A 25,822-nucleotide genomic window follows, 5' to 3' on the forward strand; every position below is an offset into this window, starting at 1 on the left:
ATCATGCACATTCCGGGACACCGCATTGATTCAAATGAAGCTTCCAACGTATGCAAGCTCATGACATGGCTGGCGCGGGCGGCTTCGGCTCGTCCGGCAGCGGAATGAACTCTGCATCGTCGGCGTCCGGCAGCTTCATCCTTCCCGCCTTCCAGTCAGATGCCGCCTGCGCGAGCCTATCCTTCGAGGAGGACACGAAGTTCCAATAAAGGAAGCGCTCTCCGACGGGCTCGCCGCCAAGAACCATCACCGCAGCGCGTTCCAAGGCCCGCACGCTCGAGGCGTTCGCGCCGAGCACAAGCATCCTGCCACGCTCGTAGCGCGTACCATCCAGCTCTACCGCACCGCTGGCGATGTATATCGCACGCTCCCGGTGTCCACTTGGTATCTCGGCAGTCGCGCCCGGCATCATATCGAGATGGGCATAGAACAGCGGAGAATACGTTTCGACACCGGCTGTCAGGCCATAGGCACTACCGGCGATAAGCTGTCCGTTTACGCCATCCTCGTTCCATTTCGGTAGCTCACTCCCCGAACGATGCGAAAAGGACGGGGCGATTTCTTCCAACTCGGTCGGCAGCGCGACCCAGGCTTGGATGCCGTGCAGGTGATCGCCTTGCATCCGCGCTCGCTCGAACCGTTCGCTATGCGTGATGCCGCTGCCCGCAGTCATCCAGTTCACTTCCTGTGGCCGGATCGCCTGCTCGTAGCCAAGGCTATCGCGATGCATTACTTCGCCAGAAAACAGATAGGTCACCGTTGCAAGTCCGATATGCGGATGAGCGCGAACATCAAGGCTCTGGTCAATACCAGGTGCGAGATCAAGCGGACCCATGTGGTCGAAGAAAATAAAAGGCCCCACCATGCGTTGCTTTGCGATCGGCAAAACGCGGCCGACTTCGAAGCCGCCGCCAAGATCGCGACGCCGCTGCTCGATAACCATTTCAATCATGCCGTGTCTCCCGTCAGGCCAACCGCTGAAAAATTCCTTGCAACAAATAAAACGCCGACTGCTCCAAGCGAGATCCCATAGAGAACGGAGCGCTTACCCGTCATACTCGTTTTCCTGGAAATCCAGCCATGCCACGAGAAGGAAGCCACCGACCAAGCCAAGGTGCTCAAAGAATGCATTCGCAGCCATGAAACGTTCGTGTCCTATAGGTAGCTCCCAGTAACGCAAGGCGATGCCCGTGGCAAGCAATGTGAAACCCGCTAACCCCAAGGCTCCCAGCCAGCGCAGACGGCCTGTCAGTATCATCGCCGACGCACCCAGTTCCAGTGCGATCACCAGCACAGCAAACAGCGATGCCGGCGTCAGCCCAAAGTGATTCATTTCTGCGATGGCACCAGGAAAATCCGTGAGCTTGACCAAGCCACCCTGCAAATATGCCGCGCATAATCCCAGGTACGCAATAAAGCGGACGGTTCTACTTCCGAAGACTAGCCGCGCCGTTGCGGCCAATCTATTAGCAAGCGTGTTGTTCATAGACATCGGCGGCTCCTTAAACAGCCCAGCAAGAGCAGCCCAACGCACCAAAGAAGCCGTTTAGGTCAGAGGCAGGCACCTTTGACGCCCAGGCCCGTGCATGGTCATGGCCATGCAACCCACATGCGCTAGCGCAGCCGCACGAGGCAATAGCCTTATATCGGAGCGGTTGAAGGGAGTTCTTGCCTGCGCCCTCCGGTTCGCCCCAAGCCCCATAGCCTTTGAACAGGCGCGTGGGCGACCAATCCGGCATGGCGGGCGGCACTGGATTATCATCCAGCGAAAGAAATTGCTCCTCACCATAAACAATGCGTCCGCCCACCACGGTCAAGTGCGAGGTAAGAAACGAAATCTCGTCTTCCGGCACCCCAAAATAGTCTTTACTGGGAACGATGAAGTCAGCGAACTGGCCTGCCTGGATGCGCCCTCGCTTGTTCTCCTCATTGGAGAACCAGGCAACATTCTCCGTCCACATTCTCAGCGCCGTTTCCCGATCGAGAAGATTATGCTGGGGATACAAGCGCATGCCACCCACCGTTTTCCCCGTGATCATCCAGGAAAGCGATACCCAGGGGTTATAAGACGCTACACGCGTGGCATCCGTTCCAGCGGAAACCTTTACGCCTCTGTCCAGTATCTTGGCAATCGGAGGGGTCGCTTCGGCGGCTTTGGCACCGTAGCGCTCAACAAAGTATTCGCCTTGGTACGCCATGCGATGCTGTACCGCAATGCCACCACCCAACTCGGCTACGCGATCAATCGACTTGTCGGATATTGTTTCGGCGTGATCGAAGAACCAGTTGATGCCTCGCAGCGGGATATCTTGATTGACCTTCTCGAACACATCCAGCGCCCGCGATATGGTCTCGTCATACGTGGCATGCAGGCGCCAGGGCCAGTTGTTTTGCGCCAGAATGCGGACTACCTCTTCCAGCTCGCCTTCCATTTCGGGCGGCATATCTGGCCGCGGCTGGCGAAAATCCTCAAAATCAGCAGCAGAGAACACCAGCATCTCGCCGGCGCCATTGTGACGAAAGTAGTCCGTCCCTTGTTTGTACTTTACGCTGCTCGTCCAGTTCAGGAAGTCTTCCTTCTCCTCCTTGGGTTTTTGCGTGAAAAGGTTATAGGCCAGGCGCACCGTCATCTGGCCTTCATCTGCCAGTTTCTGGATAACGGCATAATCTTCCGGATAGTTCTGAAAACCGCCCCCCGCATCAATCAGACCTGTGACACCCAAACGATTGAGTTCACGCATGAAGTGACGCGTTGAATTGACCTGATAGTCAAAAGGCAGCTTAGGGCCTTTAGCCAAAGTGGAGTAAAGAATCATCGCGTTGGGCTTGGCCAGCAGCAAGCCAGTCGGATTGCCATTCGCATCGCGCGTAATTTCCCCGCCCGGAGGCTGCGGCGTATCTTTGGTATAGCCGACCGCCCGTAGCGCAGCACCGTTCAGCAACGCCCGGTCGTAAAGGTGCAGAAGAAAAACCGGCGTGTCAGGCGCAATAGCATTTATTTCGTCGATCGTCGGCAAGCGTTTTTCGGCGAACTGATGTTCGGTGAATCCCCCCACCACACGGACCCACTGCGGTGCAGGCGTGATAGCGACCTGGCGGCGCAGCATGTCCAGCGCATCGGCCAATGAACGCACGCCATCCCAGCGCAACTCCAGGTTGTAGTTCAGACCGCCCCGAACCACATGGGTATGATTGTCATATAGGCCGGGAAGTACTTGCCTGCCCAGCAAATCAATGGCCCGGGTTGCCGGGGTGGCCAGGGCGAGCATGTCACTATCCGAACCGACCGCCAGAAACTTTCCGTCTTTGATGGCGACCGCTGTAGCGGCAGGGTTGCCCCGATCAAGTGTCGTGATCCGGCCATTATGGAAAACAATATCTGGAATGGAATCAGCCACTAGAGAATCTCCTTTACGAATGACTGCTGCGACGCTCTTGCGCCCCATCATGCTATTAAGTGCAGCGGCGGATGCAAGCGAAGTAGCAACGCCAAGGACACTCCGGCGGCTGCTCATACCGTGTCCTTGCTTATCCGATGCCTTCCCGGCAGTTGTCCTAGCACATGCTCAGTCGCTTGCGTTTTCGCGCAGGCAGTGGTGAAGGCCGTCCCGTCCAAGATATGCTTGCTCACCGGAATAAGCTGCTCACCGATCAACATGCCGAGCAAGCCTAGCAGTGCGACCAGCGGCGGGGCTGGCGAGCGCACACTAAGCAGGCTATAGATAACACCCACCAATACGCCGGCGCCTATAGAAAAGATATAAAGCTTCATGTTCGCTCCTTCCCTGGGTCGTGTTTATTTGCAAAGGGTGCAACGATCGAATCAGTCAGGACATGGCTTGATTCGATCCGGTTCGAATACCGTGTGCGCCCTGCTGGTTACAGAGAGGCAGCCACCGGAGCAAGCGTCGGCCCGTGTTCGGTTCGCTGCGGCGCTTTGTGCACCATCGTGTATGCATAGTCAACCCCCATGCCATAGGCGCCGGCGTGCTCTTTGACCAGCTCCATGACTGCGTCGTAAGTTGTCTTGTTCTTCCAGTCGCGTTGCCACTCGAGCAGGACTTGCAGCCAGGTAACGGGCACGACGCCAGCCTGAATCATGCGCTGCATGGAGTAGTCGTGGGCCGCTTGGCTTGTGCCACCCGACGCATCTTCTACCATGTAGATCTCGTAGCCTCCTTCCAGCATGGCCGACAGCGCGAAGGTGTTGTTGCAGACTTCAGTCCACAAACCGGATACGACCACTTTCTTGCGGCCATTTTTCTTGAGCGCGTCGCGCACTTTCTGATCGTCCCAAGAGTTCATCGAGGTGCGCTCAAGAATAGGCGCCTCGGGGAAGACCGACAGCAGTTCAGGGTAGCTATAGCCAGAGAAACTATCCGATTCGACGGTGGTGATAGTGGTCGGAATCGAGAAAACCTTTGCAGCTTTAGCCAGTCCAACCACGTTGTTCTTCAACGTTTGTCGATCAATGCTTTGCACCCCAAAGGCCATTTGCGGTTGCTGATCGATGAAAATGACCTGACAATTTTCTGGCGTCAGTACTTCGAGTTTCGGATTGGTCATGTTAAAAGTCCTATAGAGTATGCTTGTACAATTACCGCCCTCATGGCAGCGACACCCGATTGACCATGGCGGTACCTGGGGCGGACGCCCGAGCGGTTATCGGCCTTTAATGGCCTTATTCACCTATTGCCGTAAGGCAATATGACTATCTCAAGATTGGCCATCTCTTAATTGGACCGATTTGCTGTTATGGAAGATTCATGCGGTCAATGTATTCTTGACCAGAGAAATTCTCCGACACGACCCTCCATCACTTCGCAATAAGCTTCAGACTCAGGACGTGATAAGAATGTCGAGCACTTACTCAATGAACGGGCCATTACGGGTTCTAGAACGGCTATGGCGTGTGCCGATGGCCTTGGGGATGTGCAGTGTGTCGATTTTCCTGCTGTCATTCAGTGAGACGCTCCTGGCGTCAGCGTCTCAGTTGGACGAGCGCGAGCACCGGCGTTGGACGCTTGCCGACGAAGCCCCGAACCAGATCGGGGCAATGGCACAGACGCGTGACGGCTACCTCTGGCTTGGCACCAACGATACGCTTTACCGCTTCGATGGCTTGCGTTTCGTGCGCTACACATCGCCCGACAACCAGACGCTGGGCATCGTTTCCGCACTCCAGGCAGAAGACGATGGTCTTTGGGTGGGTTTGCGCAAAGGGGGGGTGAGCTTCATCACCGAAGCGGGCATAACGAACTATTCGGCGAACGATGGACTGCCACGCGGAGTCGTCTACGGCATCGCCAAAGATCGCAACGACGCCGTCTGGATTGCTGCCAATGATGGGTTGGCGCGTTTCGACGGCGAAACGTGGCAACGCATCGGTTCCAACTGGAATTTTCCTGGACAACATGCCCACGCGGTGTTTCTCGACCGCATTGGCACGCTATGGGCGGCCAATGAAGAACGGCTGTTTTACCTGCCGTCCGGAGCCCGGAAGTTCATCGATGCAGGCATCGCGGTTGATCGCGTCAGCCAGATCACACAGGCGCCCGACGGTTCAATCTGGTTGGCAGAACGATACGGCGGGGTGCTGCGGCGTTTCGTTCTGAAGGACAAAGCGACAGTGACCCTGAGGACTGTCGTTGACGGTGCCAACGGACTGTTATTCGACAGCAATGGTGCCTTATGGGTGAGCACCAGCAGCAGTGGCATACGTTATATGGCGCCTTCCGATGACGACTTGCACGCAGCACTCGGTAAGGCGAAGGAATACTCGGTCCAGGACGGATTGAGCGCCGAGACGGTGCGCTCGATGCTCGAGGATGCGGAAGGTAATATTTGGGTGGGCACCAGTGCCGGGCTTGATCGTTTCCGTCCCAGCGACATAGTCCAGGCCCCCTTCCCAAAGCATGCCCTGAACTTTGCCTTGGCCGCCGGGGCTGACGGCAGCGTCTTGGCGGCTACGAGTAACCTGCCGGTCATGCGCCTGAGCAAATTGGGACTTGTCCACCTGGATGTGCCGGCACCGATCCATAGCGCTTTCAGTGACCCGGAAGGTAAGGTCTGGCTGGCCGGGACTAACGGCATCTGGCGCGTACAGAACGACAAAACAGAGCGTGTGGCCTCCTTGCCTATCGACGACGAGCCCGATTCCGCCGTCCGTGCAATGACTCTGGACCGGGCCGGCAACTTGTGGGTGTCGATCAACCGTGCTGGCCTCTTCGTGCTCCGTAATGGGCGTTGGTCCAAGGCAGCCCCTCCCAATAATGACCCCAGCCAGTTGATGCCCGTCTCAGCCAGCACAACACAGCAGGGCCAGCTTTGGTTCGGATACCGTAACAACTTGATTGTCACTTACGACGATGGCGGGGAAAGGCACTGGGGAGCAAAAGAAGGATTGCAAATCGGTCATGTCACGGCGATGCTGCATCAGGACGGGCAGACATGGGTTGGCGGCGAACGTGGCGTGGCACTGTTCAACGGAAAACGCTTCCAGAGCCTGCGACTGCCCGACAACGGCCTGTTTGACAATATCTACGCCATCATCGCCACGCCCAGCGACATGCGGCGGGGCGATGGCAGCTATGATCTTTGGTTACATAGTAAAAACGGCATCTTCCAGATAAGCACGCACGAGCTTCAACGCACCATGGCGGATCCGGATCACCACATCAGCTTTCGCAGCCATGAGGCGATAGGCGGACTGGCGAATGACCCGCATCAAGTGCTGCCCTTGCCCACTGCGGTGCGCAGCACGGACGGACGCTTGTGGTTTGCCACCAGCAACGGCGTAATCGGGATCGACCCGGCACAGCCCGCGCCGAAACGCGCGAATGCCAAGCCACTGATCGAGTCATTCACCGTGGACGGCACAGAACTTCCAGTCAATAGATTGCCCCAGCTCGAACCTCAACCCAAGCGTATTGAAATCGCCTATTCCGCACTTAATCTCTCCGGCCATCACGGCATGCATTTTCGCTATCAACTGGAAGGAATCGACACGGACTGGCAGCGGGTCGCCGCAGTGCGCAAAGCCATCTATACCGACTTGGGTCCAGGGAGCTACCGATTTCGCGTTCGAGCGACCAATCCTGACGGCGTGCTCAGCGCCGACGAGGCGTCGCTGCGCTTCAGCATTCGGCCCGTTTTCTACCGCGACCCGCTATTCATTCTACTGTGCTGTATCGCCGCGGCGGCTGCGTTGTGGAGGCTGCATCGGATTAAAATGCAACGAGCAACCGAGCAGCTCCGAGCCCGCCTTCAGGAGCGGCATGCGGAACGCGAACGAATCGCCCGCGAGCTGCACGACACGCTTTTGCAAAGCGTGCAAGGGCTAGCGTTGACCTTCCAAGCTGTTGCTGAATCACTTCCCCCTGCGGATCCGGTGCGAGGCAAGATGGAACATGCGCTCGGCCGCGCCGATCTCGTATTGGTAGAAGCTCGAAATCGAGTGAGCGAATTACGAGATGTAAGTCGTTCTGGCCTGAGTCTCATCACTGCGCTCACTGACCTCACCCGTGGGTTGCAGGAGATCAGCTCCACAAACTTCACGTTAAGCAATCAAGGCACACCTAGACTGCTACACCCTATCGTCGAAGAAGAGAGTTATCGTATCGGCCATGAAGCACTCATGAACACTGTCCAGCATGCACATGCGAAGAATGTGAAGATCAAGGTGGCTTATACCTGGCAAACGTTTCAACTCATCGTCAGCGATGATGGCAACGGTATCGATCTGCAGTACGTACCTCCTAATATGCGCCCCGGCCACTGGGGACTTCATGGGATGCTCGAGCGTGCGCAAAAGATGGGGGGACGGCTGTCTATACGGAGAGGAGTCCACAGTGGCACTGTGGTTGAGTTGACTGTACCCGCCTCGACGGCCTACCGGCAGGGGCAGCGCCGCCTGGTCCCGTGGCTGCGCGCATTATTCCGATCGGAACCATGACTATGCAGCCAACGAAAGAAATAATCCGCGTCCTGGTCGTTGATGATCACCCCATGTTGCGTGAAGGGATTGCCGCCGCGCTCAGTACGCAGCCGGATATCGTACTGGCTGGCGAAGCTGCGAATGGGTACGAAGCCCTACAGATGTTTCGCGCACTGCAGCCGGATGTCACCCTGATGGATTTGCAAATGCCCGGAATGGGTGGCGTCGAGGCGATACACGCCATTCGTGCCGAGTTTCCTCTCGCTCGCATTGCCGTCCTGACCACCTACCAACGAGATGTTCGGGCATTGCATGCAATCAAAGCGGGCGCCTACGGATATCTGTTGAAAAGCACGCTACGTAAAGAGCTCCTGGGTGCAATACGCACCATTGCAGCAGGCAAGCGATATATTCACTCGGATATCGCAGCAGAGCTGGCCGACCACCTGAGCCAGGAATCACTGACGCCGAGGGAAATAGAAGTCCTGCAGTGCGTGGCCATGGGCAAACCAAACAAGCAGATCGCAGCGGAACTGTCGATCTCCGAAGACACCGTCAAAGGGCACCTGCGAAGCATCATGGAGAAAACGGGCGCGCTCAATCGCACCCATGCGGTCACGATCGGCATTCAGCGCGGCATCGTCACCGTATAACCCCACTTATAGGGGGGTGCTTCTCCCCCCGATGTAGTCTTATGGGCAGAGAGCATGCGCCCTAACATGACTGGCATGTTGTAAATGAACAGGGTCCCCGAAGCACGGGACCACAGTGGAGTACACCTATGCATGCCAGCACTCCGATAACCGTCTCGGGCAACCAGACTCGACGCCGTATTTTCGACGGAAGCCACGAAAGCATCATCCTGTTGATAAAAGATGCCCAGGCATCCCTGTCCGGCGACCTCAACTTGACGTCCCTGTACCTGACTCGCGCTTTGAACATATTGCAGGAAGGCGAAACGCTGCCGAAAACCAGCTTTGGCTGTCTCGCCAACTGGCAAATCAAGCGCGTAGTGGACTATATCGATGCTCACCTTGATGCCCCGATTCGTACGTCTCGCTTAGCCGCAGTCCTGAGCCTGAGCGTCAGCCACTTTTCGCATGCTTTCAAAAATACATTCGGTATGCCCCCCCTGGCTTATCTGGCAAGCCGCCGCATCGATTCAGCTTGCCAGATCATGCTTACCACGGATTCCTCACTCACTGAAATCGCTTTGAGCCACGGTTTCTGCGACCAATCCCATTTCAGCCGAACATTTCGGCGTGAAATTGGCATGCCCCCTCAAACCTGGAGACGTCTGCGCAGGCTCGAGCTGTACGAGGACCAAGCGGTTCACCCTGCTTGGGCCAAGGAATTGGCAGCTTAATCCGATGCCGGTGTACGCCACATTTCCCGGAACCGGCTTGCCAGTGCGAAACAGCGTGTCAGCCTAGACCGTGCCCGGTCAAATTGGCCGCAACAGATGACGGACCACAGGCGGCTGGCCGCCAATGTGAAAGGCATTCAACAGTTCTTGATCCAAGGCATCGCTATGGGTCACTCTCGCATGCTGGCGCTGATGCTCGATCCAGCTTTCAACGACAAATTCCTCAACCACCCGCCCGGGCTCAGCGACGTCCTCCCAGACGTCCCAGCGGATCGCACCGTCGCGATGGCGCGTCACACGAAAATCGCGAAGGGCTGTAATGAAATCCTCCTGACGTTCCGGGGCGACCCGATACTCTATTTCGATCAGAACGGGCCCGCGGTCATTGGCAAGCGGGGTCGCGACAACAGGCTCGGCCCAATGGTTCGAAGGAGCCAGGTCGGTGGTGGAGTCTTTCGGCAGCCGCCAGCGCAAGGCCAGCACAATCGCCAGCGTCTGGCCGATGGCTGCGATGGTCAAGGCACCGTTGACGCCCGCGCTGCTGGCAAGGGTTCCCCACAGGATACTGCCACCCGTCATGGCTCCTTGAAACACCAGCAGATAGACTGCGAGCGCCCGTGCCTTGACCCACCCAGGCGAGGCCATCTGCGCCGCGACGTTGAGTGAGGTCAGCATGCCGATCCAGGCGAGACCGGCAACGAACATCACTGCTCCCGCCAGCCACGCATTGTGCGCCAACGCGAGCGCAAGGGTTGCGGCCGCGAACAGCAGTGTCGCCCCGATCGAGGTTGTGTTTGAGGCTACCTTCTGGCGCAGCTGTTTCAGTAACAATGCCCCGACAACAGCGCCGGCGCCCATGCAGCCGAGAAGCCCGCCGTAGCCCGCTGCATCCAGTCCCAGTTCACGGCGGCCCACCAGCGGCAGCATCGCCCAAAGTGCACTGCTGAACAAAAAGAAGCCCAGGGTGCGGATCAGCACTAGCCGCAACGCTGGCGAGTGGCGCGCATAGCGATAGCCAGCCCGAAGTGCGCCGAAAAAATGTTCGGGCGGCAGACGATGTAGGGTCTCGGGGCGTTTCCACGTGACAAGCACAATCAGTACCGCAACAACCGACACGGCATTCAGCGCGAAGACCGCTGGAACGCCGGCTATCGCAACAATCACCCCGCCAAGCGCCGGGCCGATGGCACGCGAGATGTTGACGCCCAGGCTGTTGAGCGCCACCGCATCGGGTAAGGCAGCCTTGTCTACCAGCTCCGGGACGATGGCCTGAAACACCGGCGCGCTAAGCGCCGCTGCCAAGCCGAGAATAAAGGTGGCGGCGAGCAGTACCCACGGGGTGGTCAACCCCTGAAGCGTCAGGAAGGCCAGAGTTGCTGCGGCAGTAAGGCCGAGGACTTGCGCGGCCAGCAGCATCTTCCGGCGATCAACGATGTCGGCCAGCGCTCCGGCCGGCAGGGCCAGCAAGAACATGGGCAGGGTCGTGGCGGCCTGCACCAGCGCTACCAGCAGCGGGCTGGGAGACAACGAGGTCATCAGCCACCCCGCACCGACATCATGCATCCAGGTGCCGACGTTGGAGATAATCGTGGCGATCCACAGCGCCCGAAAGACCGGGAAGCCGAGCGGGCCCTTCGCCGGGGAGGATATATCAATGGCGGTCATTTCGGCTCCTTTTCAGCAGGAAATAGATTCGGTCGAGAGCGCCGCAAATTCGCTGCTGCTATCACTGCAACATCACTATCTCGTAAACGCCCCTCTACTAATTGGACAGGCTTACTGTTCTGGAAGATTCATGCGGTCAATGCATCGTTGTTTAGTTGTAGCGCCCATCAGGTTGGCACCATTCCGCCGACAGTACGGTAGCGGGGTTTAGAGATTTCCAGCGTGTGCAATTTTGCTTATATACGAGTGCAGGAATGCCTCTCTTGGCGCTTTTCGCCTGTGATACCTTGGCTCTATCGGGACCGCCCAACTCTAGGCGGCCCACATTACCCAAGGAGAGAGCAATGACAACGACTCGTTCAAGCGACCGGAAAACCACCTATTGGGGCGTGCCATGGGAAGAGGCTTACGGCTATCCGCAGGCGTTACGGGTGGGCAACACGATCTATGTGTCCGGCCAATTAAGCCACGACGAAAGCGGCAATCTTGTGGCGGCGGCAGCACTCGACGAGACAGGCAAGCCCAGCGATTTTTCCACCATGGAAGCGCAGATGCGCACCGCCTACGACAACATTGCCAAATTGCTTGCGCGATTTGGCGCGTCACTTGACGACGTAGTGGAAGAAACGTTGTTTGTGCTGGATGTGGATGCAGCGTTCGCCGCAGCCGGCAAAGTTCGCAAGCAAGCCTATGGTACCGAACGGCCGCAATGCGCGAGCCACCTGATAGGTGTGGCCAGGCTGGCTCAGCCTCCGTTGCTTATCGAAATCGCCTGCAAGGCGGAACTTGATAAGCCGAACGCCTGACAACCCCTCCCGGCAGCGAGCTATGCAACCAGGAGGGGCATGTGCCCTTCGATCAAGGGCTTCTGCCTGGCAACGGCATCCGCGCAAAAATTCATGAAAGCCCGGACTCGCTGGGATTTTCTGATGTCCGGATGGGTGAGCAGCCAAAGCTCATCATTCAGCTCGGCCATGATGGGGCCGACACGCCTCAACCCGGGCATGCTGTCGCCCAGCATGCAAGGAAGAAACCCCAGGCCAAGCCCCGCAGCGACCGCCGCGCCTATGGCGGCTACGGAATCGCACCGGTACGAGATATTCCGCGCGGCGACTCTGCTCTCGACGTAGTACGCTGCCTGGAGGTTGGACAAACTCGCGGTATAGGACACCCACACTTGATCGTAGAGCGCGTTCGGGGCAGGGATCTTATAAGGGAAATCTGCAGCGCGTCCATATGGCGCCCACGCGATCGTCGCGAGCTTGCGTCCGACAAGGCTCTCTGGCGGATTCTTGGTGGCCCTCAGCGCGATATCCGATTCGTCCCGGGCAAGATTCAGGGTACCGTTGCCGACAAAAACCTCAACCACTATCGCCGCATGGGCGGCTTTGAAGTCTGCGATCAAAGGGGTGAAGAAGTTCAATAACAATGAATCACTCATGGTGATGCGCAGTTTGCCAAGCGCCCCCTGCATGGCGGGCGTGACCCGGCGGGCGACACTCACGATATCGAGCTCGACTCGCTCGGCGAGCGCTCGCAATTCCAATCCCTCGGCAGTGAGCCGATGCCCGGAACGGCGCCGATCGAACAAGACGACCCCCAGCGTCTGCTCAAGCTGAGCCACTCGGCGCGACACGGTGGACACATTGATGCCAAGCTTCGTAGCCGTAGCGGCGCGATTGCCGCATTCGCCGAGTATCTTGACGATACGAAGATCATCCCAGGAAAGCTGGCCGGCTGGGTCGCCCGGATCCCGCCTGGCACGGTCATGTACACCATGGCGGACCATCATATCTGCATCACGCATTAGCGGCGCAGACACGCCGCATGGTTTGTGACCGACATTCATAAAGACCACTTCAGAGAGAAAGTATAGAGTTTCATGTTCGCCCCTCCCCTTCGTCGTGTTTATTTTTACAGGGCGCAGCGATCGAATCAGTCAGAACATGGCTTGATTCGATCTGGCTCGAACCGTGTGCGCCCTGATGATTACAGAGAGGCAGCCACCGGGGCAGAGCGTCCGCCCGTGCCCGGCTCGCTGCAGCGCTCTGTGTACCATCGTGTACGCATAGTCAACCAGAGCATTTCGGCTATTAATGGCCTCAATCACGCCAACGCCATAAGACGTTGTCACTATCTCAAGATCGGCCCTCTGTTAATTGGACAGATCTGCTGTTATGGAAGATTCATGCGACAAAACACACTTAGGTGTTCCTTGCGCTGAACTAATCCCTACTCCACCGTCACGCTCTTCGCCAGATTCCTGGGTTTATCCACATCCGTACCCCGGGCGCATGCGGTGTGATAGGCGAGCAACTGCAGCGGTATCGTATGCAGTATCGGCGACAGCTTCCCGTAGTTCTCGGGCATGCGGATCACGTGGATGCCGTCGCTGTTCACGATCTTGGTGTCGGCGTCGGCAAACACATACAGTTCGCCGCCGCGCGCATGCACTTCCTGCATATTGGATTTCAGTTTTTCCAGCAGTTCGTCGCGCGGCGCGATCGTCACCACCGGCATGGCTTCGGTCACCAGGGCCAGCGGGCCATGCTTGAGCTCCCCGGCCGGATAGGCCTCGGCGTGGATGTAGCTGATTTCCTTGAGCTTCAATGCGCCTTCCAGGGCGATGGGGTAATGCATGCCGCGCCCCAGGAACAAGGCGTTTTCCTTGCTGGCGAAGCGGTCGGCCCAGGCCATGATTTGCGGCTCCAGGGCCAGCACGGCGCCAATGGCCACAGGCAGGTGGCGCAATGACTTCAGCATGTCGGCTTCGCGCTCGTCGCTGAGCTGGCCCTTGGTCTGGGCCAGCGCCAGGGTCAACAGGCACAGGGCGGTCAACTGCGTGGTAAAGGCCTTGGTCGAGGCGACACCGATTTCCACGCCGGCGCGCGTGATGTAGTTCAATTCGCATTCGCGCACCATGGCGCTGGTCGACACGTTGCAGATGGTCAGTGTGTGGGCCATGCCCAGGCTGCGCGCGTGCTTCAGGGCGGCCAGGGTATCGGCCGTTTCGCCGGACTGCGAAATGGTCACGACAAGCGAGCGCGGGTTGGGCACGCTGTCGCGGTAGCGATACTCGCTGGCGATTTCAACATTGACGGGGATTTTGGCGATGGACTCCAGCCAATATTTGGCGGTCAGGCCGGCGTAGTAGCTGGTGCCGCAGGCCAGGATCAGCACGCTGTCGATTTCATTGAAGACCTTGTAGGCGCCGTCCCCGAAGAGTTCGGGGGTGATGCTTTCGATATCTTGCAGGGTGTCGCTGACGGCGCGGGGCTGTTCAAAGATCTCTTTCTGCATGTAGTGGCGGTAGGGGCCAAGCTCGGCCGCGCCCGTATGCACTTGGACGGTGTGCACGTCGCGCTCTACGGGCCGGCCTTCCATGTCGACGATCCAGATGCGGGCAAGCTGCAGGTCGACCACATCGCCGTCTTCCAGGTAAACGATCTGGTCGGTGGTGCCCGCCAGGGCCAGCGCGTCGGATGCCAGGAAGTTTTCGTTGTCGCCCCGGCCCACGACCAGCGGCGAACCATGGCGCGCGCCGACCACACGGTGCGGCTCATCGCGGCAGAATACGGCAATGGCGTAGGCGCCGGCCAGCCGGCGGGTGGCCTGCTGCACGGCTTCGAGCAGATCGCCGGAGTATAGATGGTCGACCAGGTGGGCGATGACTTCAGTATCGGTCTGGCTTTCGAACACATAGCCTGCCGCCTGCAGCTCGGCGCGCAGTTCGTCGTGGTTTTCGATAATGCCGTTATGCACCAGCGCGATACGGGCAGACGCTTTGCCCTGCCCGGAAAAATGCGGATGGGCGTTGTGGGTGGCGGGCGCGCCATGCGTGGCCCAGCGGGTATGGGCGATGCCGGTAAAGCCTTCGATGCCTTCTTTGGCGACCTGATCGGCAAGCTCGGCAACCCGCTCGGTGCTGCGTGCGCGACGCAGTTCGCCCTGGGCGTGCACAGCAACGCCACAGGAGTCGTAGCCGCGGTATTCCAGGCGCTTCAGGCCTTCGAGCAGGATGGGGGTGATGTCCCGTTGCGCAACCGCGCCAACAATTCCACACATAAAGCTTGCTCCAGATAATTGAGTACCTGTGTATTGTGCGTAAGTTAAGAAGAAATTAGATTTCTTATTTTTCTTATAAATGGCATTATATTTCTGTGTCTATTTATGTCGTTAGATTATTTCATATTCATCCTATAAAATGAAATAAATGAAAGACAACAAAACTGAAACACGCCTTGATGAGCTGGATTTACGTATTCTGGAGCAGATGCAGGCCGACAGCTCTTTGACCAATCAGGATCTGGCGCAGCGTGTGCATGCATCGGCGCCGACCTGCCTGCGACGCGTGCGGCGGCTGATCGACGAAGGCGTGATCGAAAAGCAGGTCGCCATCGTCAACCCGGAAAAAGTCGCCAGCGGCCTGACCGCCATTATCGAGATCACGCTCGATGTTCAAACGGCCGAACATCTGGACGCATTCGAGGCGCACATCAGCCACGCATCCGCCATTTTGCAGTGCTACCGGGTATCGCCCGGGCCCGACTTCATTGTGGTGGCGCAAGTGGCCGACATGCCGGCCTATCACGCCATGGCGCACACTATGTTTACATCGCAGGCCAACGTGCGCAATGTGCGCACGTTCTTTTCCATACATCGAAGCAAGTTTGAAACCCGGCTCGTACTGCCGAACCCGCGCGCGGATCAGGATTAAAACGTCACGTCCGCATCCAGCGGGTACACGGGCCGCTGCACTTTCTGGAAGGGAAACAGATCGTAGTTGGAACTGGTCACCCCCTGGCTGTCGCATTCCACATAGCCTTTGGCGATGGGAAAGAACACGGGACGGCAATACATGCGCGATTTCAGCAGCAGGTAGTCCTTGCTGGCGGGGTCGACCCCCACACAGGTAAACACGCCCAGGTCCCAGGGTTCCTGCGTCTTCTCAGTGACCACGATTTGCACGTCGCCGGTATCGAACAGGGCGGTCCGGCCCATGCTGCATTTCATGCCCCGGTAGGTCGGCCCGGTAATCACATATTCGCCCGCGCTCAGCCGCGCCACCGTCCCGCTCAGTGTGACCGGCGTTTTTTCTATGCCCAGGCTGGTCAGCGGCCTTTTATTGCCTAACTCAAGGGTGATGCTTTGCCCTTCGCCGGCATCGAACAGTTTGGCCACCGCCTCGGGGTCGCACAGCGGCCCCACGGCAATATTGCCGAGCCCTTGCGCCAATGCCTCTTGCAAGACGTCCATGGTGTCGCAGGTACCGCCCGACATGCAATTGTCGCTGTGATCCAGCAGCAGTACGGGGCCTTCGGCATTGCCGCATTCCGCCTGGGCCAGGCCGGGCTGTTCGGCCATGCGCCTGGCCGTGCGGATGGCATCGGCCAGGGGCGGGCTGCTATAGACGAAGCCGTCGCGGTCGGCCCAGATATCGCCAGCCAGCGCGTCGGCGGCCTGCTGCGCCGAGGCCTGGTCTTTGCCCACCACGACCACGCTGATGCAGGGCGCGGGGATGTCGGCCAGCGCAAACCCGGCCATGATGGTGGCCGCGTACACGCTACCTTGCTCTTCCAGTTGTATTGCCTGGCCGACGGCCGCCCGCATGGCTGGCGACTGGGTGGAGCTTTTCAGCGTGTGCGTCATCAGGGGCAGGCGCCGCCACGCCAGGGCAGGCGCGATCTTGCCGTCCAGCTTTTGCAGCAGCAGGCTGCCGGCCAATTGCCCCGCTTCGTACATATCGATGTGCGGATAGGTTTTGAAGCCGGCGATGATGTCGGCGTTGTCTATCATTTTCTGGGTGACGTTGCCGTGCAGATCCAGCGCGACGGCAATGGGTATGCCGGGGCAACGCTGCCGCAGGCGTTCCAGCAGGTCGCCCTCGCCGTCGTCGCTGTCTTGCACGACCATGGCGCCGTGCAGGTCCAGCATCAGGGCATCGCAGCCCGGCGCCACATCCAGAATGCGCTGGCACATGCTGTGATAAGCCTGCGCATCGACCGGACCGCTGGGATTGGCCGTGGCGGACAAAGGGGTCACGATCTCGGCGCCGGCCGCTTCGGCCAGGTCGATGAATGCGCCCATGGCCGTACGCGCGCCTTTATTGGCCTGGTAGGCGTCGGCATCGTAGTCGGGACCGCGGGCGCCGAAGTCCGACAGCGGTGTCGGCACGGGCGAGAACGTATTGGTTTCGTGGTTCAGTCGGGCGATCAGTAGTTTCATGAGTGGTGGTTCCCCTCAGCCGCCCGCCACGCCGGCTTGCTGCAGCATGGCCTGAAGCAACACATTGCACCCGGCTTCCAGGTGATCCTGCTTGGCATCTTCGATTTCATTGTGGCTGATGCCGTCCTTGCAAGGTACGAAAATCATGGCGGTGGGCGTAACGCGCGCCATATACACCGCATCGTGACCGGCGCCGCTGACGATGTCTTTATGCGACAGGCCCAGGTGTTGGCTGGCCTGGCGCACGGCATCGACCTGCTCCTGATGAAAGGGCTGCGGCGGGAAATACACCACCTGCTCCATCGACAGGCTGACCCGGCCTTCGTCCTGCAGGCGGGTGCACAACGCTTTCAATTCGCCGTCCATGGCGCTCAGGACATCGTCGCTGGCGGCGCGCAGATCGACGCTCAGCTTGACGGTGCCGGGGATGACGTTGCGCGAGTTCGGGTAGGCATCGATCCAGCCCACGGTCGAACGCGCGTGCGGAGCATGATCGAGCGCAATCTGGTTGATGTCCTGGATCAAGCGGGCGGCCGCCAGCAGGGCGTCCTTGCGCAGTTCCATGGGCGTAGGCCCTGCGTGCGCTTCCATGCCCGTGACCACCACGTCGTACCAGCGCTGGCCCAGTGCGCCCGTGACGACACCGATAACGTTATCGGTCGCTTCCAGCATGGGCCCCTGCTCGATGTGCGCTTCAAAATAGGCCTTGACCGGGAAAGGCGCGCAGGGCGTCGCGCCGGCATAGCCAATTCTTTTCAGCTCGTCGCCGACGCTTTTGCCTTCGGTATCAGTCTGAACCAGAACATGATCCAGGGTGAAGGCGCCGGCAAACACCCCGGAGCCCATCATCACGGGCACGAAGCGCGAGCCTTCTTCATTGGTCCAGACCACGACTTCCAGCGGCGCCTGGGTCTGTATGCCCTGATCGTTGAGGCGGCGTATGACTTCCAGCCCGGCCAGCACCCCATAATTGCCATCGAACTTGCCACCGGTGGGCTGGGTATCGATATGGCTGCCGGTCAGTACCGGCGGCAGGGTGTTATCGAGCCCGTCGCGGCGGGCAAAGATGTTGCCGATCTGGTCCACTCGCACCGTGCAGCCGGCCTGCTCGGCCCATTGCACGAACAAGTCACGGCCTTGTTTGTCCAGATCGGTCAGGGCCAGGCGGCAAACGCCCCCCTTGGGCGTGGCGCCGATTTGCGCCAGCGACATGAGCGAATCCCATAGGCGCTGCGAGTCGATGCGCAGCGTTGCGGTGTTGACAGTAGCGGTATCCATCATCAATGACCTCTCTATGCAGTGGCAATCGCCGGTGCCTTATTCCGGCACACCGACTCCCAGGTATTTATCTTTGACATACGCATCGGCGGCAAAGGCCGCGTTGTCGTTGTGATACACAATACGCCCGCTTTCAAGAATATAGTGCCGGTCGGCAAGCTGTGTGCAGACTTCCAGGTTCTGCTCAACCAGCAAGATGGCAATGCCGCTATTCTTGATCAGTTTGAGCTGTTCGACGATCTCTTCCACAATCACCGGCGCCAGTCCTTCCACCGGTTCGTCCAGTATAAGCAGCTGGGGCGAATTCATCAGCGCGCGGCCTATGGCCAGCATTTGCTGCTCGCCGCCCGACAACTGCCCGCCGCCGTTGTTGCGCCGCTCGCGCAGCCTGGGAAAAATCGTGTAGATGTCGTCCAGCGACCAGCGCGACTTCTTGTGCGCGGCCAGCTTCAGGTTTTCTTCGACCGTCAGCAAGCGGAATATGCCCCGGTGCTCGGGCACGAAGCAGATGTCGTGGTCGGCAATGCGGTACGTGGGCAGCGCGGTGATGTCGGTGCCGTCAAAGGCGATCTTCCCCTGTCTGGCAGGCACAATGCCCATAATGCTTTTGAGTGTGGTGGACTTGCCGGCGCCGTTGCGCCCCAGCAGGCACACGAGCTCGCCCTTGTCCACTTGCAGCGACACACCCTGGATGACGTGGCTCAGCCCGTAATAAGCGTCTATGTTTTCGACTGTGAGCAGCATCAGGCTCCCCCCGTGATCATGTTACCCAGATACGCTTCGCGCACGCGCGCATCGCCCTTGACCTGTTCGGGCGCGCCTTCCACCAGCACCTTGCCCAGTTGCATGACCGTGATCGTGTCGGAGATATCCATGACAATGCCCATGTTGTGCTCGATCAGCACGACCGTCAAGTCGTCGCGCAGGCCATGGATAATGGCTTTCATGGCATCGATGTCATCGATGCCCATGCCGGAGGTAGGCTCGTCCAGGAAAATGATCTTGGGCTTGGCCGCCAGGGCCATGCCCACTTCGAGCCGGCGCTGCTGTCCATGCGACAGCTGGCTGCTGGTGCGATGCAGGCAATGGGTCAGTTCCAGCCGTTCAAGTATGGAACGGATCAGCTCGTCATGGGCATCGTGCAGCAAGGCCTTGGACCAGAAGTGCAAGGCCTTGCCGGGCTGTATGCCTTGCGCCGCGACGCGCAGGTTCTCGCGCACGGTCAGGCTGGGAAACAGCGAAGTCACCTGGAACGAGCGGGCCATGCCCAGTTGCACACGCTCGTGATCCGGCAGCTTGCCCACTTCCTGCCCATTCAGCAAGATCGATCCCGCCGTCAAGGGGACGGTGCCGGTCAGCGCATGGAACAAGGTCGTCTTGCCGGCGCCGTTGGGCCCGATCACCGAGTGAATCGTGTTAGGCGTGACGCGCAGGTCCACGCCTGACAAAGCCTGGAATTTGCCATAGCGCTTGACCACGCCGCTTGCATCAAGAATAGGCTGCGTCATGACGGCTCCTTCGCATTTTTTCCGGTCTTGCGGGAGGCAGACCCGAACCGCCCGGACAGCAGCTTTAGCGCGCCCCACAAGCCGCCCTGCATATACAGGCTCACCGCCATCAACAGCAAGCCGAACAGCAAGAGCCAGCGCGGCCACAAGTGCGAAAGCCAATCGGAGACGATCACGTAGAACGCCGCCCCCAGCAGCGACGCGATCAGGCTGCCGGTCCCGCCCAGCACCGTGACCAGCAGAATGACTTCGCTCATGTGGTAGTTGATGCTGGTCAAGGGCGCAATGCCGGTCATCATGGCATACAGGGCGCCGGCCAAAGCCGTGACGCCGCCCGAAATCATGAACGCCGTGAGCTTGAAATGCATGATGTTGTAGCCCAGTGCCGTGGCGCGCGCGGGGTTGTCGCGTATGGCCAGCAGGGTGCGGCCGAAGATGGAATCCACCACCCGCTGCAAGGCCCAGTACACCACCATGAACAGCAATGCCACAAAGCTGTAGTATTGCCAGGCGGTTTTGTTGGGCAGCAGCACATAGCCGAAAATGCTCAAGGGCAGGCTGGGGATATCAAGCAGGCCATTGTCGCCGCCCGTCCATTCAGGCGTGGAATAGGCGATGAAGTAAAACATCTGCGTCAGCGCCAGGGTCAGCATGACAAAGTAGACGCCTTTCTGGCGTATGGCCAGCCACCCTACCATCCCCGCCACGATAGCGCCCAGCGCAATCGCCGCCAACAGGACCAGGGGCATGGGCAGACCCGTGCGGGTCAGCAATATACCCAGCGCGTAGCTGCCGACACCGAAGAAAATGCCTTGGCCGAAGGACAGCAGGCCCGCATAGCCCAGCAACAGATTGCAGCCCAGCGCCGCAAGCGCGAAGATCAGGACCTCGGACGCCAGCGAGCCCGACTCCAGGAACACCGGCAGCAACAGCACGGCGGCCAGCGCCATCAACAGATAGCGATTGTTTTTTACGAGGATCATTGGCTTCTCCCCATCAGGCCGTCCGGCCGGAGCAGCAGCACCAGCGCCATGGCAACGTAAATCATCAGGCTGGCGCCCTGCGGCCATAGCGTGCTCATGACGCTTTGCACAATACCCACCAGCAATCCGCCCAGCAAGGCGCCGCTAAAGCTTCCCATGCCGCCGACCACCACCACGACAAAGGCGACGGCCAGCGCTTCGATCCCCATGAACGGCTCGACCCCGCGCAAGGGCGCGGCCAATACCCCGGCCAGGCCCGCGGTCGCGGCGCCCAGCGCAAAGGTCAGGCCGAACACCTTGTACACATTGAAACGCAGCAGCGTGACCATTTCGGCCGACTCGCTGCCCGCCCGCACGATGCTGCCCAGGCGCGTACGTTCGAGCAGCAACCAGATGGCCACCGCCAGCACTGCGGAAAATGCAATCAGGAACACCCGGTACTTGGGATAGATGAACGAGCCCCACATGACGACGCCTTGCAAGGAATCCGGCGGCGGCACATTCACGCCCACCGGCCCCCAGTACAGGATGACGAGCTCTTGTATGGCCCAGGCCAGGCCCAGCGTGAACAGAATATGGAACTCGTGCGGCAGATCGTAGATACGGCGCAGCAGCATGCGCTCAACCAGCCAGGCGCAAAAGCCCACCAGAATAGGCCCCACGACCAGAACAACCCAGAAATTCAGGCCCAGGCGCATCAACTGGTAGCAGGCATAGGCGCCCAGCAGGTAAAACGCCCCGTGGGCAAAATTCACGAAACGCAGCAGGCCGAACACAATCGACAGCCCCACGGCCAGCAGGAAATAAATCATTCCTATGCCTATGCCGTTGATCACTTGCAGCAGGTATAAATTCATGATCGGCAGGAATCCCCCGCTCTGCCGCCCGGATGCATACAGGTAAATCCGGGAGAAGAACTAAAAAGTTTGAACTGATGGCTGAACGATAAAGCGGACGGGCCGGCAGCGCAGCACAGCACAGCAGGCTGCGCTGCCCGCTGCCGGTCAGGTGGACATCTTGCAACCCGCCTGCTCGGGCGTCAGGAACGACTGCCCGCCATGGACGACATCGACATAGTCGTCCTTGTCTTTCATGGCGGCCTTGGCCTTGCCCTTGAGCAGGTAGTAATTCTTGATGACCTGATGATCTTCTTTGCGGATCATTTCCTTGCCGGTCAGGCCGTCGTATTCGGCCCCTTCCATGGCCGCGATCACTTTGTCCGGGTCCGCCGAGTTCGCCTTGACGATGCCATCGGCCATCATTTTGGTAATGATGTAGGCCCCCGCCAGGCTGTAGTTCGGATTCATGTTGAATTTGGCGCGCGTTTGCTCCACCAACTGCTTGTTCAGCGGCGAATCAATGGTGTGCCAGTACTGGACGCCAAAATAGACGTCTTGGCACAGATCGGCGCCCAGCGACTCAAACTGCTCCAGGCCCGACGCCCAGGCCATCAGGATGATGGTGTTGGTCTTCATGCCGAAGCTGACTGCCTGGCGCAGGGCTTCCGAGCTTTGCGAACCGAAGTTCAGCAGCACCAAGACATCGGGCTTGGCAGCCATGGCGTTGGTCAGATAGCCGCTGAATTCGCGCTCGTCCAGGGAATGGTAGCTGTTGCCCACGTGCTCCAGATTGTTTTCCTTCAGGATATTCTTGGTGGCGCTGAGCAGGCCCTCGCCAAAAACATACTGGGGCGTAATGGTGTACCAGCGCTTGGCATCGGGATGCTGCTTGATCAGCGGCCCAACGGTTTCCCGCACAGCGCCATAGGTGGGAACGGACCAGCGGAACATGGCATGATTGCAGTCCGACCCGGTGATTTCATCGGCCCCCGCCGTCGTCACAAAGATACCGCCCTGCTTGTCCAGGCTCTTGCCCATGGCCAGCGCTTCCGATGACAGAATGCCGCCGGCAAAGAAGCGGGCCTTCTGCTGTTCGAACAGGTCTTGCACCTGCCGGACGGCGGTTGCCGGCTTGCCTTGGGTATCGAGCACCCGGTATGAAACAGGCCGTCCGATCAGGGTTTTATTGTGCTCGACAAACAGTTGCACGCCCATCTCGGCAAATTTGCCGTTGGCCGCAAAAGGCCCCGACATGGGATTGGGGGCGCCAAAAACGATGGGGTCGTCGGCGGCAAACGCCGTTTTGACCGCAAACGGTGTGGCCAGCGCAGCAAGGCTGCCTATTTTCAACAGGTCGCGTCTATTCATAATGTCTCCGGGCGTTTTAATAATTCTTGATACTGTTGTGCCAGAACCGTGCGTAATGGCCTGTATTCTGGCGCACACTGCACGACAAATCCTAACAGAAGGCCCATATGACGAAAATATACAGATATCAAGAATAATAACAACTGTACAGGCATGAACTAAGAAACTGTACTGGCCTCTTCGGTCAGCCTTTGGCTTCGCCCACCAAGCGCTCGAACTCGGCCAGATAGCGTTCCCCCATGACTTGCGGATCGTGTTCCTGAAGCACGTATTGACGGGCTTTTTCAGTCATGTCGGCCCGCAGGCCGCGGTCGGACAACACCCGATGCATGGCGTCAGCCAGCGCCTGATGATCGCCCACCGGACACAGTTGCCCGCGTCCGCCAGCCAGTATCTCTTTCAATCCCCCGGCATCCGTCGCGACCACCGGCACCGAATACAGGAAAGCATCCAGCACACTGGAACCCAGGGCTTCCTCGCGGGAACTCAGCACAAAAACATCCATCAGCCTATACAGATCTTCAACGCCCGTCTGGAAGCCGGCAAATACATATGTTTGCTCCAGGCCCAGCTCGCGCACCAGCGCCCGCGCATCCGCTTCGGCATCGCCCCCCGCCCCCAAGTGCAGAAAGATGAAATCGTCACGCAGCTGCCGCAGGGCATGTACCGCCCGCACCAAGGTGCACGGATCTTTATCGATCGTCAGCGACGCGGCCGTGGCCAGCATCCGCCTGCCCGACAGGTTGAACTGCTCGGCAAAGGCGCGGGTATGATCCAGGTCCAGCAGTTTTGCCTCGATGGCGCTGGGAATCAGGCTGACCTGCAAGCCCAGCCGCCGCGGCTCTGCGGCGGCTGCCTGGCTGATGGCCACCAATATATCCACGTGCTTCCACTTCCACAAGGTGCGGCGCTGGCGGCGCGGGGGCACGGGAAAGGCGGTACGCCGCGTAAAGACAACCCGGCGGCCCAGCCATACGCGAAACAGAGCCAGCCAGGTCACCATATTGGCAGTTTGCGCGTGCACGATATCGAAACGCCTGCCCTGGCTCAACAGCAGCCGGCAGACACCGCCGATATTCGAGCGCTCATGCACAAGGAATCCCGCTTCTTTGGCGCGCGCGGCCAGTTCGCCACCGGCGCGCGCCAGCAGCACCACCTGATGCCCGGCCCGGCGAAACTGTTCCATGCACAGCAAGGTCTGCCGCTCGCCGCCGCGCCAGCCCCGCTCGAAGTTCAGTTGCAGGATTTTCATTGAATACGCTTAAAGCTCCAGGTCCGCGATGGGACTCTGATGACGAATGACATTGATGAACATGGCGATCAGGGCGCAGACAATGGCCGCCATCACGCCCAGCCTGGCGCCATGGTTTGCGCTCAGGTTGAACGACAGCCCCACCAGCGTCGTACCGAAGCTCTGTCCAAACACGCGCGTGGTGGCCTGCATGCCCCCCGCCGCGCCGCTGCGATGCCGGGGGGAACCGGCCAGCAAAGCGCGATTGTTGGGCGTCTGGAAAAAACCAAAGCCCACGCCCGCCAGCAACATGGCCAGCACAAACCACAGAAATGCCGAACTCACCGGCAACAATATCAGCCAGAGCATGCCCAGGGCAATACCGCCCGCGCCGATGCCGCACAGCACCGCCACCGCATAACGGTCGGACAAATAGCCCGCCACCGGCGCCATGACCGCGACGCCGACCGACCAGGCGCCCAGCAGCAGGCCCACATCGCCATAGGAATAGCCCAGCACCTGCTTGAAGTAAAAGGGCAGCGCCACAAAGGCGGACATCTGGGCGGCAAAGGAAAAAGCCGATGCCCCAACGGCATAGGCAATGGGCGTGATGCGCAGCAAGTCGATCGGCATGATGGGCGCCGTCTGATCGCGCGAGCGCCGCACCAGCACCCAGCCGGCCAGCGCCGCCAGCAGCAGGCACAAGGCCGCCTGCAATGGGTTCTTGACCAGCGCATCCAGGCCGATAATGGACAGGCCGAAAAGCGGCACGCTCAATGCGCAGGCGGTCCAGTCGAAACGTCCGCTGTTGCGGGGGATGTCCGGCAGGAAGCGTATGCCGGAATAAGCAATCAGGCATAAAGGAATGGTCACCAGGAAGATCCAGTGCCACGACGCCCACTGCAAGATGAACGCGCCCAGAGTCGGCCCCAGCACCGACATCACGCCAACCGTCATGGCATTCAGGCTCAGGCCCACGCCCAGCTTGTTCAGGGGATAGATATTGCGCACCAACCCGCCGAACAGGCACATCAGCATGGCCGAGCCCAATCCTTGCGCCACGCGCGCAAGCATCAGCGTCACCAGGGTTCCCGACGCCGCCGACGCCAGGGACGCCGCCATGAACAAGGTCAGGCCCAGGGTGAACATGCGCCGGAACCCAATGCGCTCCGCCATGGCGGACAGCGGCAACAATGAAACGACCACGATCAGGTTATAGGCAATGACGACCCAGACCACATCGGCGGGGTCCCTATTCAGGGCCGTCGCGATGGCAGGCAGCGCCACATTGGCCATGCTGGCATCCAGCACGGAAATGGTCAGCGCCAGCAATAATGTCAGCGCGGCCCAGTGGCGGCGGGGCGCGTCCAGGCCGTCTGCGCAACTGCCTGAGGGGCCAGACTCAGCATTGGCTCCCATAAGA

Annotated in this window: 22 protein-coding genes; 5 read left to right on the forward strand and 17 right to left on the reverse strand. The window is 59.4% G+C overall.

Annotated elements, in window-relative coordinates:
* Positions 1-58: 58 nt before the first annotated feature.
* From RE432_RS03505 to RE432_RS03525, 5 genes are all read right to left on the reverse strand, one after another.
* Positions 59-952, reverse strand: a complete 894-nt coding sequence (locus tag RE432_RS03505; RefSeq protein WP_310931824.1) for a pirin family protein — start codon at positions 950-952, stop codon at positions 59-61.
* Positions 953-1,045: 93 nt separating this feature from the next.
* On the reverse strand, positions 1,046-1,486 hold the full coding sequence (locus RE432_RS03510; protein ID WP_310931825.1) for a DoxX family protein: 441 nt from the start codon (positions 1,484-1,486) through the stop codon (positions 1,046-1,048).
* A gap of 16 nt (positions 1,487-1,502) precedes the next feature.
* Positions 1,503-3,398 carry an amidohydrolase gene (locus RE432_RS03515; RefSeq protein ID WP_310933015.1) on the reverse strand — a complete coding sequence of 632 codons (1,896 nt, stop codon included), beginning with the start codon at positions 3,396-3,398 and terminating at the stop codon, positions 1,503-1,505.
* A gap of 113 nt (positions 3,399-3,511) precedes the next feature.
* On the reverse strand, positions 3,512-3,772 hold the full coding sequence (locus RE432_RS03520; protein ID WP_310931826.1) for a XapX domain-containing protein: 261 nt from the start codon (positions 3,770-3,772) through the stop codon (positions 3,512-3,514).
* Positions 3,773-3,879: 107 nt separating this feature from the next.
* Complete coding sequence (locus tag RE432_RS03525; protein ID WP_310931827.1) at positions 3,880-4,566, reverse strand: hydrolase; 687 nt, start codon at positions 4,564-4,566, stop codon at positions 3,880-3,882.
* Positions 4,567-4,855: 289 nt separating this feature from the next.
* Here RE432_RS03525 and RE432_RS03530 point away from each other — a divergent pair, with 289 nt between their 5' ends.
* From RE432_RS03530 to RE432_RS03540, 3 genes are all read left to right on the forward strand, one after another.
* Positions 4,856-7,954, forward strand: coding sequence for a two-component regulator propeller domain-containing protein (locus RE432_RS03530; RefSeq protein WP_310931828.1), 3,099 nt, complete (start codon positions 4,856-4,858; stop codon positions 7,952-7,954).
* Complete coding sequence (locus RE432_RS03535; protein ID WP_409079805.1) at positions 7,951-8,589, forward strand: response regulator; 639 nt, start codon at positions 7,951-7,953, stop codon at positions 8,587-8,589. The genes RE432_RS03530 and RE432_RS03535 overlap by 4 nt, the downstream gene beginning before the upstream one ends.
* 128 nt (positions 8,590-8,717) lie before the next feature.
* Positions 8,718-9,302, forward strand: a complete 585-nt coding sequence (locus RE432_RS03540) for an AraC family transcriptional regulator (protein ID WP_310931830.1) — start codon at positions 8,718-8,720, stop codon at positions 9,300-9,302.
* Positions 9,303-9,380: 78 nt separating this feature from the next.
* Here RE432_RS03540 and RE432_RS03545 read toward each other — a convergent pair whose 3' ends face one another.
* Entirely contained in the window at positions 9,381-10,967 is a 1,587-nt protein-coding gene (locus RE432_RS03545) for an MFS transporter (protein WP_310931831.1), read from the reverse strand.
* Positions 10,968-11,311: 344 nt separating this feature from the next.
* Between RE432_RS03545 and RE432_RS03550 the strand changes: the two genes are divergently transcribed.
* Positions 11,312-11,773 carry a Rid family hydrolase gene (locus RE432_RS03550; protein ID WP_310931832.1) on the forward strand — a complete coding sequence of 154 codons (462 nt, stop codon included), beginning with the start codon at positions 11,312-11,314 and terminating at the stop codon, positions 11,771-11,773.
* A 20-nt stretch (positions 11,774-11,793) separates the two neighbouring features.
* Here the strand turns inward: RE432_RS03550 and RE432_RS03555 are convergent, their stop codons facing one another.
* A complete protein-coding gene (locus tag RE432_RS03555; RefSeq protein WP_310931833.1) occupies positions 11,794-12,816 on the reverse strand; it encodes a LysR family transcriptional regulator in 1,023 nt (340 codons plus the stop codon).
* Positions 12,817-13,199: 383 nt separating this feature from the next.
* The gene (gene glmS / locus RE432_RS03560) at positions 13,200-15,032 is read right to left on the reverse strand and encodes a glutamine--fructose-6-phosphate transaminase (isomerizing) (protein WP_310931834.1); all 1,833 of its coding nucleotides are present in this window, start codon (positions 15,030-15,032) and stop codon (positions 13,200-13,202) included.
* A 148-nt stretch (positions 15,033-15,180) separates the two neighbouring features.
* Here glmS and RE432_RS03565 point away from each other — a divergent pair, with 148 nt between their 5' ends.
* Positions 15,181-15,684 carry an Lrp/AsnC family transcriptional regulator gene (locus RE432_RS03565; RefSeq protein ID WP_310931835.1) on the forward strand — a complete coding sequence of 168 codons (504 nt, stop codon included), beginning with the start codon at positions 15,181-15,183 and terminating at the stop codon, positions 15,682-15,684.
* Here RE432_RS03565 and RE432_RS03570 read toward each other — a convergent pair.
* The 9 genes from RE432_RS03570 to RE432_RS03610 all read right to left on the reverse strand — a co-directional run bounded on the left by RE432_RS03570 (position 15,681) and on the right by RE432_RS03610 (position 25,818).
* Positions 15,681-17,192 carry a M81 family metallopeptidase gene (locus RE432_RS03570; RefSeq protein WP_310931836.1) on the reverse strand — a complete coding sequence of 504 codons (1,512 nt, stop codon included), beginning with the start codon at positions 17,190-17,192 and terminating at the stop codon, positions 15,681-15,683. The genes RE432_RS03565 and RE432_RS03570 overlap by 4 nt on opposite strands.
* A 15-nt stretch (positions 17,193-17,207) precedes the next feature.
* The gene (locus tag RE432_RS03575) at positions 17,208-18,473 is read right to left on the reverse strand and encodes a Zn-dependent hydrolase (RefSeq protein ID WP_310931837.1); all 1,266 of its coding nucleotides are present in this window, start codon (positions 18,471-18,473) and stop codon (positions 17,208-17,210) included.
* 36 nt (positions 18,474-18,509) lie between these two features.
* Positions 18,510-19,214, reverse strand: a complete 705-nt coding sequence (locus tag RE432_RS03580) for an ABC transporter ATP-binding protein (RefSeq protein WP_310931838.1) — start codon at positions 19,212-19,214, stop codon at positions 18,510-18,512.
* Positions 19,214-19,978, reverse strand: a complete 765-nt coding sequence (locus RE432_RS03585; RefSeq protein WP_310931839.1) for an ABC transporter ATP-binding protein — start codon at positions 19,976-19,978, stop codon at positions 19,214-19,216. The genes RE432_RS03580 and RE432_RS03585 overlap by 1 nt, the downstream gene beginning before the upstream one ends.
* On the reverse strand, positions 19,975-20,961 hold the full coding sequence (locus RE432_RS03590; RefSeq protein WP_310931840.1) for a branched-chain amino acid ABC transporter permease: 987 nt from the start codon (positions 20,959-20,961) through the stop codon (positions 19,975-19,977). The genes RE432_RS03585 and RE432_RS03590 overlap by 4 nt, the downstream gene beginning before the upstream one ends.
* A complete protein-coding gene (locus RE432_RS03595; protein WP_310931841.1) occupies positions 20,958-21,818 on the reverse strand; it encodes a branched-chain amino acid ABC transporter permease in 861 nt (286 codons plus the stop codon). Before RE432_RS03595 ends, RE432_RS03590 begins: the two co-directional genes overlap by 4 nt.
* A 147-nt stretch (positions 21,819-21,965) precedes the next feature.
* Positions 21,966-23,168 (reverse strand): ABC transporter substrate-binding protein, encoded by a 1,203-nt coding sequence (locus tag RE432_RS03600; RefSeq protein ID WP_310931842.1) that lies wholly within the window; start codon positions 23,166-23,168, stop codon positions 21,966-21,968.
* A gap of 184 nt (positions 23,169-23,352) precedes the next feature.
* Positions 23,353-24,420 (reverse strand): glycosyltransferase family 4 protein, encoded by a 1,068-nt coding sequence (locus tag RE432_RS03605; protein WP_310931843.1) that lies wholly within the window; start codon positions 24,418-24,420, stop codon positions 23,353-23,355.
* A 9-nt stretch (positions 24,421-24,429) separates the two neighbouring features.
* Positions 24,430-25,818, reverse strand: a complete 1,389-nt coding sequence (locus RE432_RS03610) for an MFS transporter (protein WP_310931844.1) — start codon at positions 25,816-25,818, stop codon at positions 24,430-24,432.
* Positions 25,819-25,822 lie beyond the last annotated feature (4 nt).

The sequence above is a fragment of the Pusillimonas sp. SM2304 genome (genome assembly GCF_031628915.1).
In the GTDB taxonomy this organism is placed as follows: domain Bacteria; phylum Pseudomonadota; class Gammaproteobacteria; order Burkholderiales; family Burkholderiaceae_B; genus Pusillimonas_C.

Bases quoted from the DNA above. Each gene is read 5' to 3' on its own strand.
- RE432_RS03520 (WP_310931826.1), bottom strand. From the start codon at position 3,772: ATGAAGCTTTATATCTTTTCTATAGGCGCCGGCGTATTGGTGGGTGTT.
- RE432_RS03525 (WP_310931827.1), bottom strand. From the start codon at position 4,566: ATGACCAATCCGAAACTCGAAGTACTGACGCCAGAAAATTGTCAGGTC.
- RE432_RS03555 (WP_310931833.1), bottom strand. From the start codon at position 12,816: ATGAATGTCGGTCACAAACCATGCGGCGTGTCTGCGCCGCTAATGCGT.
- RE432_RS03595 (WP_310931841.1), bottom strand. From the start codon at position 21,818: ATGAATTTATACCTGCTGCAAGTGATCAACGGCATAGGCATAGGAATG.
- RE432_RS03545 (WP_310931831.1), bottom strand. From the start codon at position 10,967: ATGACCGCCATTGATATATCCTCCCCGGCGAAGGGCCCGCTCGGCTTC.
- RE432_RS03585 (WP_310931839.1), bottom strand. From the start codon at position 19,978: ATGACGCAGCCTATTCTTGATGCAAGCGGCGTGGTCAAGCGCTATGGC.
- RE432_RS03570 (WP_310931836.1), bottom strand. From the start codon at position 17,192: ATGAAACTACTGATCGCCCGACTGAACCACGAAACCAATACGTTCTCG.
- RE432_RS03605 (WP_310931843.1), bottom strand. From the start codon at position 24,420: ATGAAAATCCTGCAACTGAACTTCGAGCGGGGCTGGCGCGGCGGCGAG.
- RE432_RS03530 (WP_310931828.1), top strand. From the start codon at position 4,856: ATGTCGAGCACTTACTCAATGAACGGGCCATTACGGGTTCTAGAACGG.
- RE432_RS03505 (WP_310931824.1), bottom strand. From the start codon at position 952: ATGATTGAAATGGTTATCGAGCAGCGGCGTCGCGATCTTGGCGGCGGC.
- RE432_RS03535 (WP_409079805.1), top strand. From the start codon at position 7,951: ATGACTATGCAGCCAACGAAAGAAATAATCCGCGTCCTGGTCGTTGAT.
- RE432_RS03600 (WP_310931842.1), bottom strand. From the start codon at position 23,168: ATGAATAGACGCGACCTGTTGAAAATAGGCAGCCTTGCTGCGCTGGCC.
- RE432_RS03565 (WP_310931835.1), top strand. From the start codon at position 15,181: ATGAAAGACAACAAAACTGAAACACGCCTTGATGAGCTGGATTTACGT.
- RE432_RS03540 (WP_310931830.1), top strand. From the start codon at position 8,718: ATGCATGCCAGCACTCCGATAACCGTCTCGGGCAACCAGACTCGACGC.
- RE432_RS03510 (WP_310931825.1), bottom strand. From the start codon at position 1,486: ATGAACAACACGCTTGCTAATAGATTGGCCGCAACGGCGCGGCTAGTC.
- RE432_RS03550 (WP_310931832.1), top strand. From the start codon at position 11,312: ATGACAACGACTCGTTCAAGCGACCGGAAAACCACCTATTGGGGCGTG.
- RE432_RS03575 (WP_310931837.1), bottom strand. From the start codon at position 18,473: ATGATGGATACCGCTACTGTCAACACCGCAACGCTGCGCATCGACTCG.
- RE432_RS03610 (WP_310931844.1), bottom strand. From the start codon at position 25,818: ATGGGAGCCAATGCTGAGTCTGGCCCCTCAGGCAGTTGCGCAGACGGC.
- glmS (WP_310931834.1), bottom strand. From the start codon at position 15,032: ATGTGTGGAATTGTTGGCGCGGTTGCGCAACGGGACATCACCCCCATC.
- RE432_RS03580 (WP_310931838.1), bottom strand. From the start codon at position 19,214: ATGCTGCTCACAGTCGAAAACATAGACGCTTATTACGGGCTGAGCCAC.
- RE432_RS03590 (WP_310931840.1), bottom strand. From the start codon at position 20,961: ATGATCCTCGTAAAAAACAATCGCTATCTGTTGATGGCGCTGGCCGCC.